Raw genomic sequence first — 17,742 nt, 5'->3', positions numbered from 1 at the left:
ACTAAACCGTATGTTTTTCAGTTTTACTTCAGTTTTACTTCATTACATTCAGTGATCTTTTAAATAACACTGAACCATTAATGTTCATTGGAGTTAATGCAGTACTTACGAATAGTATGTATTCATTATATAATTTATGATTTCTAATGTAATTAGCTAAAAATCTAAGTATGGAATAGATAATGTCAAATATTAATTTTCAACAAATAGGTCAAGAAGTTCTGCATATTGAAAGTGAAGGTTTAAAAAATTTAAAACAATATATCAACGATGATTTTAATCGTGCTTGTCAGCAGATGTTTGTGTGTCAAGGAAAAATTATTGTAATGGGTATGGGAAAGTCCGGACATATTGGGCGAAAAATTGCAGCAACATTTTCAGGCACAGGAACCTCTTCATTTTTTGTTCATCCTGGAGAAGCTAGTCATGGTGACCTAGGCATGATAACGAATAAAGATACTGTACTAGCTATTTCAAATTCAGGTGAAGCACCTGAAATTCTTGCTCTTTTACCTCTTTTAAAGCGTATTGAAGTCCCATTAATTTGTATGACAAATAATCCTAAGAGTAATATGGGTAAAAATGCAGATATTCATTTGTGTATTAAGGTTCCAAAAGAGGCTTGTCCATTAGGGCTAGCGCCAACAACAAGTACTACAGCAACACTCGTTATGGGAGACGCATTAGCTATTGCTCTTCTTACTGCAAGGGGGTTTACTTACACAGATTTCGCTTTAGCTCATCCTGGTGGTGTACTGGGTCGTAAACTTTTACTTGTAGTACGTGATTTAATGACTATAGGTGATGATATTCCAAATATTGCTCAAACAGCAACATTACCTGAGGCTTTACTTGAAATGACTCGAAAAAAAATGGGCATGACAGTAATTTGTGATCATCAAAGGAATATTGTTGGCATTTTTACTGACGGAGATTTACGTCGTATTTTTGATATGGGCATTGATTTTAATAATGTAAAAATTTCGGATGTTATGACTTCTGGTGGCATTCAAGTTACTGCTAACATTCTTGCTGTAGAAGCGATGAATCTTATGAAGTCTAAACACGTAACTTCACTAATAGTATCAGAAAATAATAAGCTAGTTGGTGTATTACATATGCATAATATTCTAGATATTGGCGTTGTATAAAAAAAGAGGAATTATAATGGATTCTTATTATCGATACACTTGTTATAGTCTTGTTACTCAAGCTGTTTTAAAAAAAGCTGCTAAGATTAAATTATTAATATCTGATGTTGATGGTGTCATGTCAGATGGGTTAATTTATATAGGAAATAATGGCGAAGAATTACAAGCGTTTAATACTCGAGACGGTTACGGTATTCGTTGTTTACTTACATCAAACATTGAAATTGCTATTATCACGGCTAGGACAGCACCATTAATAGATAAGCGTGCAAAGACATTAGGTATTACATACCTTTATCAAGGACAAAGTAATAAGCTTTTGGCATATAACGAATTATTAGAGAAGCTCAAGTTAACTCAAGAAGACACTGCTTATATTGGAGATGATTTAATTGACTTGCCTGTAATGGAAAAAGTGGGTCTCTCTGTCGCAGTTGCGGATGCTCATCCATTACTCTTACAAAAAGCAGATTACAAAACTTGCATGCTCGGCGGAAAAGGAGCTGTTCGTGAACTCTGTGACCTTATTCTTTTTTCACAGCATAAAAAACAATAAAGCTACAAATTTATCGATTTAAAAAATAGAGATCTTCATGAGAAATACTAAAAAATGGTTAGTAATCTTAATGTCTTTTGGAATGCTTGGTTTGATTGGTTGGAATTTATCTGGTTATAATACTGAAACATTTACAGATCATGTAATAAATAAAAGGGAGCCTAATTATCATACTGATAATGCTGTGACTTTTATCTACAACCCATTTGGTGAGTTATCGTATCAACTTGTGTCAGATAATATTGATAATTATACAACAGAAAAAGTGACTTGGTTTACTAATCCAGTACTAACAATTTATAATAATGTAGGTATTCCTGCTTGGATAATGAAATCACGAAAAGCTAAGTTAATGAATAATAAAGTACTTTATTTATATAATAATGTACAAGTTGATAACTTAGGTGCAGAGTTGCAAATTCAACGAATTTTAACACAAAATGCTATAATCAATTTAATTACACAAGATATTTTATCAGATGATAAAGTCACTATTATTGGACAGGGATTAAATTCTACTGGTTTAAAAATGCGTGGTAATTTTCGCACGCGAAGCACGGAGTTAATTGAAGATATTAAGACTTATTATGTGCTACAAAAAAAAAGAGAAAAAAAATGAATCCAGTACACAACAAATATTTTATGCAAGTAACTATTGTTTGTATGATTTTTGTTTTTAGCATGCCTGCCTTAGCCTTAAAATCTGACATGCAACAGCCAGTGACCATTACTTCTGTTAAGCAATCCATTTATTTAGAAAAAAACATCACTACGTTTACTGATGATGTTGTTATTAGACAAGGTTCTATTGATATCAGAGCTAATACAGTTATTGTCACACGTTTCAGTAAAAACGTCGGTAAAATTATCATAGAAGCTTTTGGCGCACCAGTTACTTTTTATCAGTTACAAGATAATGATAAACCTGTCAACGGTTATTCGACAAAAGTGCGTTATGAAGTTGATAAAGAACTTCTGACGTTAACAGGTAATGTTTACCTTGAGCAGTTAGAGTGTAATATAAAAAGTGATAAGATCATTTATATTATCTCAACACAACAAATGCAAGCTTTTAGTAACAAAGGAAAGCGTGTAACTACTGTATTATTACCATCACAGTTGCAGGACAAAGATTTAAAAGAAACAAATAAAAAGAGTAAGCAAACATTATGGCTACATTAACCGTAGAAAATTTAGCAAAATCATATAAAAAACGTCTAGTGGTCAAAGACGTCAGTCTTGAAGTTAAATCTGGTGAAATTATTGGTCTTTTAGGCCCAAATGGTGCCGGAAAAACTACCACATTTTATATGGTAGTCGGGATTGTTCAACGAGATTCAGGAAAAATATTAATTGATGGTGAAGATGTTATTTTATTGCCACTTCATGAGCGTGCACGCCGTGGTATTGGTTATCTCCCTCAAGAAGCTTCAATTTTCCGTCGCCTTAGTGTCTGTGAGAATCTTATGGCAGTATTAGAAATTCGTAATGACTTGAACTTAGAACAGCGTAAAAAACGTGCTGAAGAGCTAATGAAGGAATTTAGTATTATTCATCTACGTGATAATATTGGGCAATCATTATCAGGTGGAGAGCGTCGTCGTGTTGAGATTGCTCGAGCATTAGCTGCAAATCCTAAATTTATTTTATTAGATGAGCCTTTTGCAGGCGTTGATCCTATTTCAGTTTTAGATATTAAAAAAATTATTCAACACTTGCGTGATTATGGCTTAGGTATTTTAATTACTGATCATAACGTACGTGAAACGTTGGATGTTTGTGAAAGAGCTTATATTGTTAGTCAAGGACGTCTTATTGCATATGGCACTCCAGAAAAAATTCTTGAAAATAAGCAAGTTAAACGTGTTTATTTAGGAGAAGGTTTTAGATTATAATTTACCTATTATGTTTTTGATTAAAATGAAATAAAGTATATTTATGAAATAAAGTTTTTAAATTAGAATCAGTCTGAAATTTATAAGACACTCTTTATTACAGAAAATTATTCATTTTATTAAAATTGTTCTATAATTTTTAAGAAAATAAAAGATTAAATTATTAGTTAGAAGTAACCTGTTATTTAGACAGAAAAAAATTTTAAAATTAAGTTTTTATAATACTTATCAATATACTTAACAGTAGTAAAATTAGATATTAATTACGCACTCAATATACACATAAATAAGTGCTATTTTTTAATAAACTGATTTAAGGTTAATGAGCACTAGATTTATACTACAAAAATCTTATACCAAACTAGGAATAATCATAGTTTTGATTGGTGATGTTTAAATCAAGATTACTGCACATAAATACTTGAAGGTTATTTAGTTTATCAATTTATACAACTGAGAGTATAATATAAAAAGATTTACTTATTATCATAGTGAGCATCGATTAATTTCACAAGTCAGGTTATTTGACTATATATATTAAATATATTTATAAAAGGATTAATAGTAGAGAAATGCAGTGTGAAGAGTGATATTTATTGCTTCAATTATATCTTTATCTAACAAGTATACTGAAAGTTTAGTAGAAGTATTTATTATCTTAATTACAAAATTAAAATATTAATTAATTATTACTTTCATTTCCTAAGGAAATTAATTGATGTAAAAATTAGAATTTTTAAAAATAGATACTTATTTAATCTTCATATTAAATATATAATCTATTTATTGTATCAATATTTGAGAGGTTTTATAGATCATATATAATGTTATTATGAAAATAGCGGAGTACTGACTAAAAAAATTGTATTAAATGTAGATGACGGTCTTAGATTAAGTGTTAAAGTTCTTAGAAATTCTTAAGATAATATTTAATAAACGAGTAAGGATTTGAAATATATTTTTGTAGTTTACAGGGTATAAAAGTTAATAAGAGTTCTAAAAAGTTATAATAAAACGTGCTTTGAAAATTCTTTGTATTTTAAGAAAGAATAAATATCTTTTGAACTTTTTTATATAAAAATGTATGACTAATACTGTTATAGATATTACCTTTTAGGTAAAATATGTATAAATTCAGTCTTTTCTAGTTACTTTATTACTGATAAAGGTAAAAAATTTTTAGTGAGTAACAAGTGCGTTAATTAAAAAAATTAGTTTTTTCAATATTTAGAGTAAATATTAAGTGACAGTAAATTCATGAATACGCTAATTGCGCAGCATGGAAAAACTGCATGTTCATTTGTAGGATAATATTGTTTAATTATGATTTGTTCTAATATAAAAGATATATTTATTTGATTAAATTGATAAAATAAGAAGAATTGATGACATTAAAGATAATCAGATATTACATAAAATTGTTTTAAAAATTAGAAGAATATAATAGTTATTTATTCTTACCTGGAGCATTTAAGTGCTTTTTAAGTTGCAAAGTATAACAGATTATTGACATTACCTTACGGTTTAGTAGTACTGTATCTATGCACTTATAAAATAAAATGATATATATTTTACTATAGTAAAAGTAGTTAATAAAGTGATTTTTATATTGATTTACTATCAAGAAAATAAGATAAAATTTATATACATTATTATAAATAAATTGAGTTATATCTTGCAGATAAGTGAAATGATTTTAATGGACATATATCAGTATTTAATTTGAATAGTTTCTAATATTAAAGACACAAGATTTAAGTTAGGACGAGAATTAATATCAAATTATGTGATTACTCTAATTAACTTGGTTTTTAGTTCTAACTACAATATAAAATAAATAGCGTGATCTAAAGGTTTTAATAAAATCTTTATTTTTTAACTTATACATGTAATAAATTGATTTGAAAAAATAAAAATGTGTATTTCAAATAACTCAAGAGTTGTTAGACGTAAAGTTAAAAGTTACTTAGAAATAAGATATTTAAGTATTTCTAACAAGAGAACAGTGGGAATAAAAAATTTTGAAAAAAGAATTTTAATTGTCACGTAGAATTTTATTAACAATCAGACGCATTCTAGTTGTTTTGTATTTTAAATCTGGAAGAACCAATTATATTTTATATGGTTGATGACTAACCTATTGAGTGTTTATTCTCATCTCTTGTTCTTACGGATTAGTATAAGATATATTTTATATTTGATTCCTATTTTTTAAAAAATTATCAGATGTATTATTTTATAAGAAATTTCAATATAAATAAAAAATTATGATTTATCTAGTATACTACGCTAAGTAGATGATACTAAAATTAATTTAATCTCTCATGGAGAGATGTTTGTGAAATTTTTATGTTTTTAATAAAAATCTTGCAATGTGCGTATAGATTTTAGTCAGAATTTTTTAAACATGATGACCATGTATATTGTGTGAGAATGTAAAAGCCTTACAGTAGTGAAATAATTCTAGATATATTTCAATAAAGTTGACTTTTGTTTCTGAGAAATTAAAAATTAACATAAAACTGAGCAGTTAATATGTGTAAAAGTATTTTTGTATTTTGTATATTTTTAAAATAGTTATTTGTGGTATATACAACTGATAATTTTCTTAGTTAGAAACGTATATATTACTATATAAAATTTAAGAATAAACGTAACCTGTTAATAACAGGGATACGTTTGTTGAATTTACGTGAAAAACAGATCTCAAGGTTAATGTCTTTTGTAGTCGTAAAACAGAACGTTATTTTTTATCATGTATGCGATTAAATTAAGAATATAGATATGGACAATTAATAAGATGATGAATACAAATAACAATTTTCAGAAGTAAGTAATATATTTCGTATAATAAGCATTTAAGGTTTACTTAACGAAATTATAGCTCTAATAATTTATACCACAAATAGAAATGGTTTGATGCTGTATAATTGGTACAAAAATATCATTAGTATATATGAATGTTAGTCTAGTAGATAGTGGCTGCATAAGTAAAGTATTTATTGATGGTATATATTGTATTCTATATTCAATAATTAAACAGTACAATGTAATTAACTCGATATGTTAACGTAATTTCAAAAATGTCAGTCGTCATAAATATATTGATTTAGATAGGAAAGTTGTGTTGTATCTGGAAGAATGGTGACGAAATTTAAAAATTTGAGTTCATTTTATTAACCTTGTATTTTTTTTCGTAAAAAACTGAATAATGTCTAATTTTCGATCAATAATAAACAGAGACTTATTAGGAAAATTGTGATTAAATAATAATTTAAAAAGGGAGTGAGCTCATGGTGCTGATGATCGTCAGCGGCCGTTCCGGTTCAGGAAAATCTGTTGCCTTACGTGCTCTGGAAGATATGAATTTCTATTGTGTAGATAATCTGCCAGTTGTACTGCTTCCTAAGCTTGCAATTTCACTAGCGGATCGTAATATTTCAGCTGCTGTGAGTATTGACGTGCGTAATATGCCTGATAATCCAGATATTTTTGAAGAAGCGCTGGATCGATTACCCTCACTCTTTTCTCCACAACTATTATTTTTAGATGCTGATCGTAATACGTTAATTCGTCGTTATAGTGATACACGGAGATTACACCCTCTTTCAAGTAAAAACCTATCGCTTGAAAATGCTATTGATGAAGAAAGTAAAATCTTAGAACTACTTCGATCACGTGCTGATTTAGTGATTGATACCTCTGAAATGTCAGTCCATGAATTAGCAGAAATGCTAAGAACACGATTATTAGGTAAGCGTGAGCGTGAACTGACAATAGTATTTGAATCTTTTGGTTTTAAACATGGCATTCCTATAGATGCGGACTATGTTTTTGATGTGCGTTTTTTGCCTAATCCACACTGGGATCCAAAATTACGTCCTATGACAGGTTTGGATCGTTCTGTTTCTATATTTTTGGATAGACATATTGAAGTGCGTAATTTTATTTATCAGACTCGTGGTTACCTTGAGCTGTGGTTACCAATGTTAGAAATTAATAATCGTAGCTATTTAACTATTGCAATAGGTTGTACAGGTGGCAAACATCGTTCGGTTTATGTAGCTGAACAATTAGCAGATTACTTTCGTTCTCGCGGAAAAAACGTTCAATCCCGTCATAGAACGTTAGACAAACTCAAGTGATGTAAGTGAAAATTATTACAATAAATAATTATCTTAACATCTATATGAAGTGCACTATATTATTTAATTAAATTTTTATTGATTGCATTAGACGAAGTAATTGTTTTTTTATAATTTTATTACTGTCTGATATTACACACATCAATATTATTAATAATTTAGGTGTAGAATATCTTAACGTATTGATAAAATAAGCTATTTCTTTAGTTTTTAGTTTTTAGTTTTTATTGTATGAAGTATTAAATGATACATTTAAAAATATGCGAAATGGCATGTGATTTATTAGTATAACTAAATTATACTATGATATTATTAGCGTTGTTTTGATTATGTAAACAGCATTATTCACTGGGTAATATTTATTGGATAGCTTGGAGTAATGTTTTCGTGTATTTTGTTATATGAAAGATTAATAGTAATAATTTACTTCCGGTATCTTTCCTGGTTATTATTGCTGCTATTTTTTATGAATGGAGATTAGATGGGTTCTAGTTTTGATAGTTTTATAAAATTACAATTTTATTTACTTACGCAGTTTAGAGTATAATTCTGTTTTAACAGGAGATATAGTATGATTTAATGAAATATAGTAAAACTGCGTGTATATTATTACTTCACATTTAATTAACCAAGTTAATAATAGCTGTTCATCTTATTAAAATCATCTAGCGCTTAGTTATTTTTACTATTATTAAAAATTTACCATATTAAATAACTAAGAGGATAATGTGCGTACTGTTCAAAATGAGAGTTAGTTTTGAGATAGTTTATTGATTATATTGAATATCTCTTCTAGAATGTGTGTTTAATTACTTTTAGATTAATTATTAAAATAGTAAACAATTAGCTAAATAATGCTTATATATTTATTCTCAAGATTAATTATTTATTTTATTTGTTGCTAACACTTATACTTTATTGATAATGTTTATTTTCTATCTTCGATTTGATTAAAATGATTTTATTTAGTAACATTATTGTATTTTTTCCTATGTACTTTAAGAAAAAATAAATATCTTTTTAGGATGCTTATATGTTTTGAATTGATTATTTTTAATTGTATTGTAATAAATATATATTTTATAGAGTCAAGATTTTAATTTTTAATTATCTTGATGAAGTGTAATATATGAATATTACTTAACAAGATACATATTACAGATTTATTTCCTGGATAAAATATGGCGTATTTTCTTGTTTCTTAAAGTAAGATACAAGCATCATGTAAATTTGAGGAGATAATGGATGTGACCAGAACTATTGGCTATAAAATTATATTATATTGTTGCATGGATGAAATTTTAAATCAAAATTAAATTATATTCATTAAAGTATACAAATAAGCTTATAATTACTTAAAATATCAAAATTTATTATTTTATTTATATATAAATTTTTATACTAATAAAACTATTCAAATAAAAATAATAATGCATGCATACAATTATAAATTATAATCTTTATTATATAATTAATGTTTAAATAAATTATCATATAATATAGAAAATAATAGTATTAGTATAATACTTTAAATGATTTTTGTTATATGATAATGTTATTTATAAAAATAAAATTTTATAAATTGTTACTTTTTGTAATATATAAATATTATTATTTATGATATATAAATTAAAAATTAATTTTAAAATAAACATTTATTATATATAGCTTATTTTTTTATTTATCTATATTAGAAATAATAATTTTTTAAACATAATATATTATAAATATATATGTTACATGATCATATCAAGACATTTAATTTAATAAAATTATAATATATTTAAATTTACAATTATGATTTTTATATTTTAAAATATGAAATATAATATTTTAATTTTTTTTAAATAAAATTAACTTATTAGTATAATGAATTTATTTTCTTTTATATTTATACAACATGAATATGGTCACTATTGATTATGAGTTTATAATTTTTATAAAAACTTTACAGGGCTTAGAAAATGTATATGTAAAATAAAAAAATTTTAGATAAAAAATAAATAAAATCTATCGTCGCTACTAATTTATAATATCTACTTTATATATTAACATGATAACATATGTAATGATTAAAATATCTGTACTTCTTACAACAGTTAATCTAATTACAAATCTTATTTAGAATTTTATAAATAAAATAATTTTCTCATATCCTATCAATATAAGAAAAATTTAAAATATGAGAATTATATAATAAGCTTTTCGATAAATTGAACTATTATTTTTTAAGAATTCAACATATATATTTCCTTAAAAGTAATGCAGTAAATATTTTATGTGATATTATATCTCTTTAAAATTAACCGACAATGATCTATACTTTTAACGATTTTTTTTAGAAATATTATTAATGTATTATTATTTTAAATGTTAGAAAATATATCTAGCAGAAATAGACTCTAGCATCCTAGATGTAGGTATTAAAATAATTTAGTTGACGATATCTGTATTAACCTTAGTTACAATGCTAACATTTATTTTTATTATCATAGATAATAAGATCATTAAAAACATAAATGTTGTTTATGAGAAAGACTATCATGTATTACAAGTGTAAATATTAAAATATATAACAGTCGATATGTAAGTTTTTCTTGAAAAAATTCAGAAATAACGAATAATATTATAATAAATAATACATATTAATTATTTTTATCTGCATACAATTTAATGAATTTATAAAAATATATTAAGTAGATACTATATGGGTGAAGTATTTTTAGATAGTGTCTTTTCAGATTAAGCATAATAATTTAGATAGATAATGTAATAAATTCTATATCTTCAATATAATTTATTAATTAGAAAATTATACTCGATGCAAAGAAATAGCGAAAATTATTTAAATTTAGTTTATAAATTTAGTATTGATTGTCTTTCCACTATTGAAAATAGTGAATAGTTTTTAGTTAATTAGAATCATGAAATTAAATATAAAATTGATGAGATTGAAAATGATGTTTATTTATTTTCACATCAATTAAAAAATTTTGATATGATAATATATTATAGAGATAAATATCAATATTTATATATTAGAATCTACATAAAGATCTTTATATAAAATAGTAATGATTTGAAATGAAAATAAGAATTTTAAGTTAAAAATACATTTAAAATTTAGCTGCATCAAGTAAAATTTTTATTAGTGTATTTGATCATAAAAAATAAACAGGATACTAAAATAGTGGTGAATTAATTGATTATATTTTTCTGTTAACTGTTTATTCGATAATGTATTTATTTAGTAGAATAATAAAAAATTATTCATTTCATTATATTTGTTATTCTGAAATCTTTAATCAAATAACAGTATTGTAATTAACTAAAAATATTTTATTTTTAGATCATTATTAGATAGTTATTATAGTTGTTTATATTTTTAGATACTGTTTCATATTTTAATATTTATCTAAAATATTATGAAAATAATGATATATTATGCATAATATTAAATATAATATGTAAGTTTTAAATATGTAATGAATTTTAATTTATTCGATCCAAGACGACATTATTGATAACCATACCTATAGAATATAATGCATTATTTTTTAGTATTATTTTCTATAGAAAAAGTAAAATAAAATAATTCTAAGATTATGATAAAGGAAAGTTATTATTTAGCTATAAAATAACACTTATGTAAGCTTTTATAACGCATTAGGAAGATATTAAATTTTTGAATTGATTAGTTTGACGTAAGGTGATTTTTTTAGAAATACTGATAGTTCGGTTTTTTTAGTAGTGAGTAATAATACTGATTAAGTCATAGATGAAGTTTTTGTTAGTATAATTATTAGCAATATTCTAAATTGAAATTTTATTTTTCTTAATACTATATCATGTTCTAATATAACTTAAGACTTTTAGTACGATTTTTGATACTGTTTCTTTATTGATCTTGTTTAGTTTTAATAAATTTTTCATGTGTATGTGCGTATTCACCTGTCTCTGTAATAAAATTTAAGGTGTTATAATCTTGCGTAGCTATTTAATTATTTGGTCAGTGTGACCATAACCATGCAGTAGTATATATCAAAACATTTGTAACTAATAAATTTATTTCTTCAATTTATCTCAATATATGAGACTCTGTCTTTTTTGTTGTGATTCTTCTAATTTAGAATATTATTGTAATTTTATTTCTGTAGATAAGAGGTTTATATCAAAAATAATAATCTTTCGTTTTACAGTCGTTTTAATTCTTTACTTATTGAATGTGCTCAATAGGCGTACATCATAACTAGGTTGAATATAGTCTCGTGATTTGTTATTTCGATTTAGAGATAGAACAAAAATGAGTACATGTATTTTTTTTAATCACGTGCGAAAGGATTTAGGTTAGATGTAATTTTTAAAGAGTATTTTGAGTTGTTATAGGTACTGTGAAGCATTTTCTCTATATTTTACTTTTAACCGTAAGAATAGCATTATTTCTTCAATGATCTAGTATCATATTATTTTTAAAATCTTTTAAAGTTAAAAATTGCATGGCACACTAATAGATCATGTGAGTGTCTTAATTGTAGTGAAGTGTTTTGAAATTAGAAATAAATATGTGTCTTTTTTTTACTTTTAGTGAGAAAGTTTAATTGAACTATTTGTTCTTTAGCTATATTTCAGTAAGTTGTTTAATGAATAGTTGCATTCTTTTTTTTCATTATTATTTTTTGCTTTAGAGTCCTTATGTTTGCTTTAATGAATTGCTCTCATAATATAATTTTAATCAACATTTTTTAGTTGTTTAGTATTTTTAGTAAATTTTTTTATTAATTTGATTTCACATGAATTTAATTGTAGCAGTGTAATAGAAACAGATCGTTTAAATAAAATTATAAATAAGTATTAATTATTACATTTTTAGTTTTTTAAGAGTTGACAAGTTTATGTATATTCAAAAAAATAAGCGCTAATAATATTTTATGGAATAAAAGTTTTTTATATTAATATTTTTGATTGTTCCTCAGTGAACTATAGTTGAGTAAAAGATGACTATTTTAAGAATGAATTATTGACTTTTGTTACGAGCCTAATGTCAAGAAATATACAGACTTATAGTGGACTGAATGATTAAAAATTTATCTAAGACAATCTTTGAAAGATAACTAATAAATTTTCTAATATTGGTATTAATAACAACGCAGTACATTGTTGATCTGGAATTCACATTAAAGCATGTTGAATTAGTTTTCAATTTATGGATGTAGAGAAATGTTATGTAACTAACTAAACTTTCTATAAAAAATATTTAATCTTAACATTTTTATATGTAAAGAATGTGTAGTGTTTTATTAACTATAGAAAAGCGTTTTTTATGATGTTAATGTAATTTTATGAAGATTTTATTGTTATTAATAAAAATTAATAATTTTAAGATACTGTTTTCAATGAAAAAATTATTGTTAATTTATTTTATATTATGTAAGATACCCATCTAGTATTAATATTTTTATTGAACGTAATGATATTATTAAAGTGATACAAGCACTGCACTCTAAAATAAACTTAATAAGTAGATAAAGTTTATTTACCACTAATAGTGGTATTAGAAAATTTTATATTTATGACCCAACAAGTTGGGTCTGAGATTTCGATGTTACAGCTATTAATATTGATAAAGATACAAATTATATGAATCTTTTAAAAAGTCCAGAAACATGAGTTTTGTGAAAAAGTATTTTATACTTATGAAGTGAAATGATAATTACAAAGATGTTTCTGAAGAATTAATAATTTTTTATTTGAACTCTTCAGAAACAGTAATTTATTTTCTATTAGATATAGATAATATCTTATATATTTAGTAATATTCATTTTATAAAATGAATTCTAATAAAATTCACGCATTCTTTTATGAGGCTCTTGCGATAAATTATAGAATTGAACACCAATCAACCCGCTAAGCAACTTTTTAAGATAACATCTTTCTTGAAGAAAGTGTAGAGAATTTTACAGTTTTACTCATCTATAATCAATGTAGTGAATGGATAAAGTAAATAAATGCGACTAAGTATCATAACTTGGAATGCAATAGTAACTAAGTAGTATTGTTGAGTCATATTGTCAACCCTATAAATTCATGATTGATTTTTAATATATTGTATAACTAAAATTTTATAAAAAGATATTACAGTTTACAAACAAGCTAACATTATTGAGCTAATAGATTAAAAGTTTTAAAAAGTTCTATGATATTTTAGAATGGAATATCGTCATCAATGTTGACTAATAGTTCATGATCTTGTTGAGATGGTTTTTGTAAACGTGTCTGTGTACTATGAAGATTAAATTCTTGTGTTGTGTCTGGTTTTTGAGGTTGTAAAAATTTTTTTTTCCCACTACCGTGGTTTTCTCCTAAAGAGTCACCACTACGACTACCTAACATTTGCATTGAGCCACCAATTTTAACTACTACTTCTGTAGTGTAGCGATCTTGGTTATTTTGATCTTGCCACTTACGGGTTTGTAGAGAACCTTCTATATAAATTTGTGAGCCTTTTTTTAAATACTCACCTGCAACTTCAGCTAATTTTCCAAAGATTACAATGCGGTGCCATTCTGTTTTTTCACGCATTTCACCAGTTTGCTTATCACGCCAGTTTTCAGAGGTTGCTAGGGTTAAGTTTGCTACTGCACCATTATTAGGCATATAACGAATTTCAGGATCTTGTCCTAAATGTCCGATAAGAAATACTTTATTTACACCTCTGCTGGCCATGAAAATTCTCCTGATACATTATCTCTAATAGTTATGTTATAATTTTAAAGTTTAGCACAAAAGAAGTATATTGCATATGTAATTATAAGTTATGTAAAAATATTTCAAGTGGTTATAAAATTTAAATTTTTTACTTAAAAGATATTTAAAAGTATTTATAAGTCTCTTTTTCATAAGTACTGTATATTAATATAAGATAAGTTATCTTGATAATCATCAATTTATGATTACTCACTATCATCATCTAGGAAATAGTAAATGGATTACATCGAAATACGTGGCGCTCGAACTCATAATTTAAAAAATATTAATCTTAGAATCCCCCGAGATAAACTAATAGTCATGACTGGTTTGTCAGGATCAGGAAAATCTTCATTAGCTTTTGATACATTATATGCAGAAGGTCATCGTCGTTATGTGGAATCTTTATCTGTTTATGCAAGGCAATTTCTTTCATTAATTGAAAAACCTGATGTAGATCATATAGAAGGGTTGTCACCCTCTATTTCAATTGAACAGAAATCAACGTCTCATAATCCCAGATCAACTGTCGGAACAATCACTGAAATTCATGATTATCTAAGGTTATTATTTTCCCGAATTGGTGAACCTCGCTGTCCTGATCACAACATGCCACTTACTGCGTATAATGTTAGCCAAATGGTAGATGCTGTTTTAACACAACCAAACAATCATCGCATGATGCTATTAGCGCCAATTTTCAAAGATCGTAAAGGTGATCACCTGGCAGTATTAAATAATTTAGCTTCTCAAGGTTATGTACGCGCTCGTATTAATGGTAAGGTATGCGAACTTTCTAATTTACCAATACTGGAGCTGCAAAAGAAACATACCATTGAAATAGTTGTCGATCGTTTTAAAATACGTCATGATATTGCACGGCGTTTATCAGAATCTTTTGAAACTGCCCTTCAACTGTCCTGTGGAATAGCGCTTTTAGTTGACATGGATAATCCAACCGCAAAAGAATTGTTATTTTCATCTAATTTTGTTTGTGTTGTTTGTGGTTATAATATGGTAAAATTGGAGCCACGTTTATTTTCATTTAATAATCCTACTGGTGCCTGTTCAAACTGTGATGGCCTTGGCGTTCAACAGTTTTTTGATTCTGTGAAAGTTGTTCATAATACTGGAATTTCACTTTACGATGGAGCAATTCATGGTTGGGACCATAGTAATTTCTACTATTTCCAGATGCTTCAATCTCTTGCAGAGCATTATAAGTTTAATATTGATGCCCCTTATGCTACACTAACGCCTGAAATACAACACACTATTCTTCATGGTTCAGGAAAAGAGATTATTAAATTTAAATATTATAATAATCGCGGTGATGTTACAGTTCGTCATCATCCTTTTTCAGGTGTGATTAATAATATGGAGCGCCGTTATAAAGAGACCGAATCAGAAACAACACGTGAGTCATTCTCTAAATATATTAGTAATCGTCCGTGTTTAACATGTCACGGTACTCGTTTGTGTAAAGAAGCGCGCTTTGTTTTTATTGAAAATACTACATTACCTGAAATTGTAGACTATAATATAGATTATGCAGTTAAATTTTTTCAAAATTTACAACTTAATGGTCAACGTGCACAGATTGCTAGTACAGTGTTAAAAGAAATTAGTGTACGTTTAAAGTTCTTAGTTAACGTTGGACTTAATTATTTAACACTTTCTCGTTCTGTCTATACATTGTCTGGTGGTGAAGCACAGCGTATTCGCCTTGCTAGTCAAATTGGTACAGCTCTTGTCGGTGTTATGTATGTTCTTGATGAACCGTCAATTGGCCTTCATCAACGCGATAATCACCTCTTACTAGAAACGTTAGTTTATCTACGTAATTTAGGTAATACCATTATTGTTGTTGAACATGATGAAGATGCTATTCGAGCCGCAGATCATCTAATTGATCTTGGGCCAAGAGCGGGTGTTCATGGAGGAGAAATTGTTGCTCAAGGTACACTAGATGATATAATATCAAATCCTGCATCACTGACAGGACAATTCCTCAGTGGCAAGCGAAGAATTGACGTACCAGAAACGCGCACACCTATTAACAAAAATAAGATACTTCAAGTGATTGGTGCCACAGGAAACAATTTAAAAAATGTGACATTAAAAATACCTGTGGGTTTATTTACCTGTATTACTGGTGTCTCAGGTTCAGGTAAATCAACATTAATTAACAATACTTTATTCCCAATTGCTCAACAAAAATTAAATAGAATGATTACAACTACGCCTTTATCGTATGTAGATGTTGAAGGATTGGAATATTTTGATAAGGTGATTGACATTAATCAAAGCCCCATAGGAAGAACTCCTCGTTCTAATCCAGCTACCTATACAGGTGTGTTTACACCAATTCGTGAGTTATTTTCTTCCGTGCCTGAATCTCGAACTCGAGGATATAATCCAGGACGTTTTAGTTTTAATATTAAAGGTGGTCGTTGTGAAACATGTCAAGGAGATGGAGTAATTAAGGTTTCAATGCACTTCTTGCCTGATGTTTACGTACCGTGTGATCAATGTAAAAATAAGCGCTATAATCGTGAAACATTAGAAATTAAATATAAAGGTAAAAATATTTATGAAGTTCTTAATATGACGATTGAAGAAGCTCGCGAGTTTTTTGCTTCGGTTCCTGTTCTGACATATAAAATACAAAGGCTCATAGACGTTGGGTTATCTTATATTTGCTTAGGTCAATCTGCAATTACTTTATCAGGAGGAGAGGCTCAACGAGTGAAGTTAGCGCGCGAATTGTCTAAGCGTGGAACAGGTCAGACTATCTATATTTTTGATGAACCAACAATTGGTCTTCACTGCTTTGATATCCAACAATTACTTACGGTATTGTATCAATTACGTGCTAAAGGAAATACTATCGTCGTTATTGAGCATAACCTTGATGTTATAAAAACTGCGGATTGGATTATTGACTTAGGTCCTGAAGGAGGTGACGGGGGTGGGGAAATATTAATTTCTGGTACACCAGAGGAGGTGGTAGAGTGTGAAAGATCACATACAGCGCGTTTTTTAAAACCCATTTTACAACGTGGTTACTAGTTTCTAGTGTTCACGTTGTTATTTGTATTTAAATTATTTTATTAATTATTATCTGAATTATAAATCGAATGCTTCAAGATATAAATAAAAGAGAAACTGAATAAAAATTTAAAATTTGTATGTGTTGATGTATAGATACATATACAATACATGTTCGCAATTTTAATACTAGATATAA

8 protein-coding genes are annotated in these 17,742 nt (G+C 26.8%); 7 read left to right on the top strand and 1 reads right to left on the bottom strand.

Annotated features, from left to right (window positions below; all coding sequences use genetic code 11):
* The first annotated feature begins 182 nt into the window (after positions 1 to 182).
* The 6 genes from kdsD to rapZ all read left to right on the top strand — a co-directional run bounded on the left by kdsD (position 183) and on the right by rapZ (position 7,747).
* Positions 183 to 1,151 (top strand): arabinose-5-phosphate isomerase KdsD, encoded by a 969-nt coding sequence (gene kdsD / locus GFV14_RS02510; protein WP_457914103.1) that lies wholly within the window; start codon positions 183 to 185, stop codon positions 1,149 to 1,151.
* A 16-nt stretch (positions 1,152 to 1,167) separates the two neighbouring features.
* Positions 1,168 to 1,707, top strand: coding sequence for a 3-deoxy-manno-octulosonate-8-phosphatase KdsC (gene kdsC, locus GFV14_RS02505; RefSeq protein ID WP_457914101.1), 540 nt, complete (start codon positions 1,168 to 1,170; stop codon positions 1,705 to 1,707).
* 37 nt (positions 1,708 to 1,744) lie between these two features.
* On the top strand, positions 1,745 to 2,326 hold the full coding sequence (gene lptC, locus GFV14_RS02500) for an LPS export ABC transporter periplasmic protein LptC (RefSeq protein ID WP_457914100.1): 582 nt from the start codon (positions 1,745 to 1,747) through the stop codon (positions 2,324 to 2,326).
* Entirely contained in the window at positions 2,323 to 2,889 is a 567-nt protein-coding gene (gene lptA, locus GFV14_RS02495; protein ID WP_457914099.1) for a lipopolysaccharide ABC transporter substrate-binding protein LptA, read from the top strand. The genes lptC and lptA overlap by 4 nt, the downstream gene beginning before the upstream one ends.
* Complete coding sequence (lptB, locus tag GFV14_RS02490) at positions 2,877 to 3,602, top strand: LPS export ABC transporter ATP-binding protein (RefSeq protein ID WP_457914098.1); 726 nt, start codon at positions 2,877 to 2,879, stop codon at positions 3,600 to 3,602. Before lptA ends, lptB begins: the two co-directional genes overlap by 13 nt.
* A gap of 3,293 nt (positions 3,603 to 6,895) precedes the next feature.
* Positions 6,896 to 7,747 carry an RNase adapter RapZ gene (gene rapZ / locus GFV14_RS02485; RefSeq protein WP_457914097.1) on the top strand — a complete coding sequence of 284 codons (852 nt, stop codon included), beginning with the start codon at positions 6,896 to 6,898 and terminating at the stop codon, positions 7,745 to 7,747.
* A gap of 6,202 nt (positions 7,748 to 13,949) precedes the next feature.
* Here the strand turns inward: rapZ and GFV14_RS02480 are convergent.
* Positions 13,950 to 14,471, bottom strand: coding sequence for a single-stranded DNA-binding protein (locus GFV14_RS02480; RefSeq protein WP_457914096.1), 522 nt, complete (start codon positions 14,469 to 14,471; stop codon positions 13,950 to 13,952).
* Between the two features lie 258 nt (positions 14,472 to 14,729).
* On the opposite strand from GFV14_RS02480, the gene uvrA reads away from it, so the two are divergent.
* Positions 14,730 to 17,564 (top strand): excinuclease ABC subunit UvrA, encoded by a 2,835-nt coding sequence (uvrA, locus tag GFV14_RS02475; RefSeq protein WP_457914095.1) that lies wholly within the window; start codon positions 14,730 to 14,732, stop codon positions 17,562 to 17,564.
* Positions 17,565 to 17,742 lie beyond the last annotated feature (178 nt).

Source organism: Candidatus Hartigia pinicola, from assembly GCA_020541205.1.
Taxonomy (GTDB): Bacteria; Pseudomonadota; Gammaproteobacteria; order Enterobacterales; family Enterobacteriaceae; genus Hartigia; species Hartigia pinicola.
Note: the sequence above shows the minus strand (reverse complement) of the source record. Positions and strands in the feature narration are given on the sequence as shown.

Coding starts and splice junctions, on each gene's coding strand:
- kdsD (WP_457914103.1), top strand. CDS start 183: ATGTCAAATATTAATTTTCAACAAATAGGTCAAGAAGTTCTGCATATT.
- kdsC (WP_457914101.1), top strand. CDS start 1,168: ATGGATTCTTATTATCGATACACTTGTTATAGTCTTGTTACTCAAGCT.
- lptC (WP_457914100.1), top strand. CDS start 1,745: ATGAGAAATACTAAAAAATGGTTAGTAATCTTAATGTCTTTTGGAATG.
- lptA (WP_457914099.1), top strand. CDS start 2,323: ATGAATCCAGTACACAACAAATATTTTATGCAAGTAACTATTGTTTGT.
- lptB (WP_457914098.1), top strand. CDS start 2,877: ATGGCTACATTAACCGTAGAAAATTTAGCAAAATCATATAAAAAACGT.
- rapZ (WP_457914097.1), top strand. CDS start 6,896: ATGGTGCTGATGATCGTCAGCGGCCGTTCCGGTTCAGGAAAATCTGTT.
- GFV14_RS02480 (WP_457914096.1), bottom strand. CDS start 14,471: ATGGCCAGCAGAGGTGTAAATAAAGTATTTCTTATCGGACATTTAGGA.
- uvrA (WP_457914095.1), top strand. CDS start 14,730: ATGGATTACATCGAAATACGTGGCGCTCGAACTCATAATTTAAAAAAT.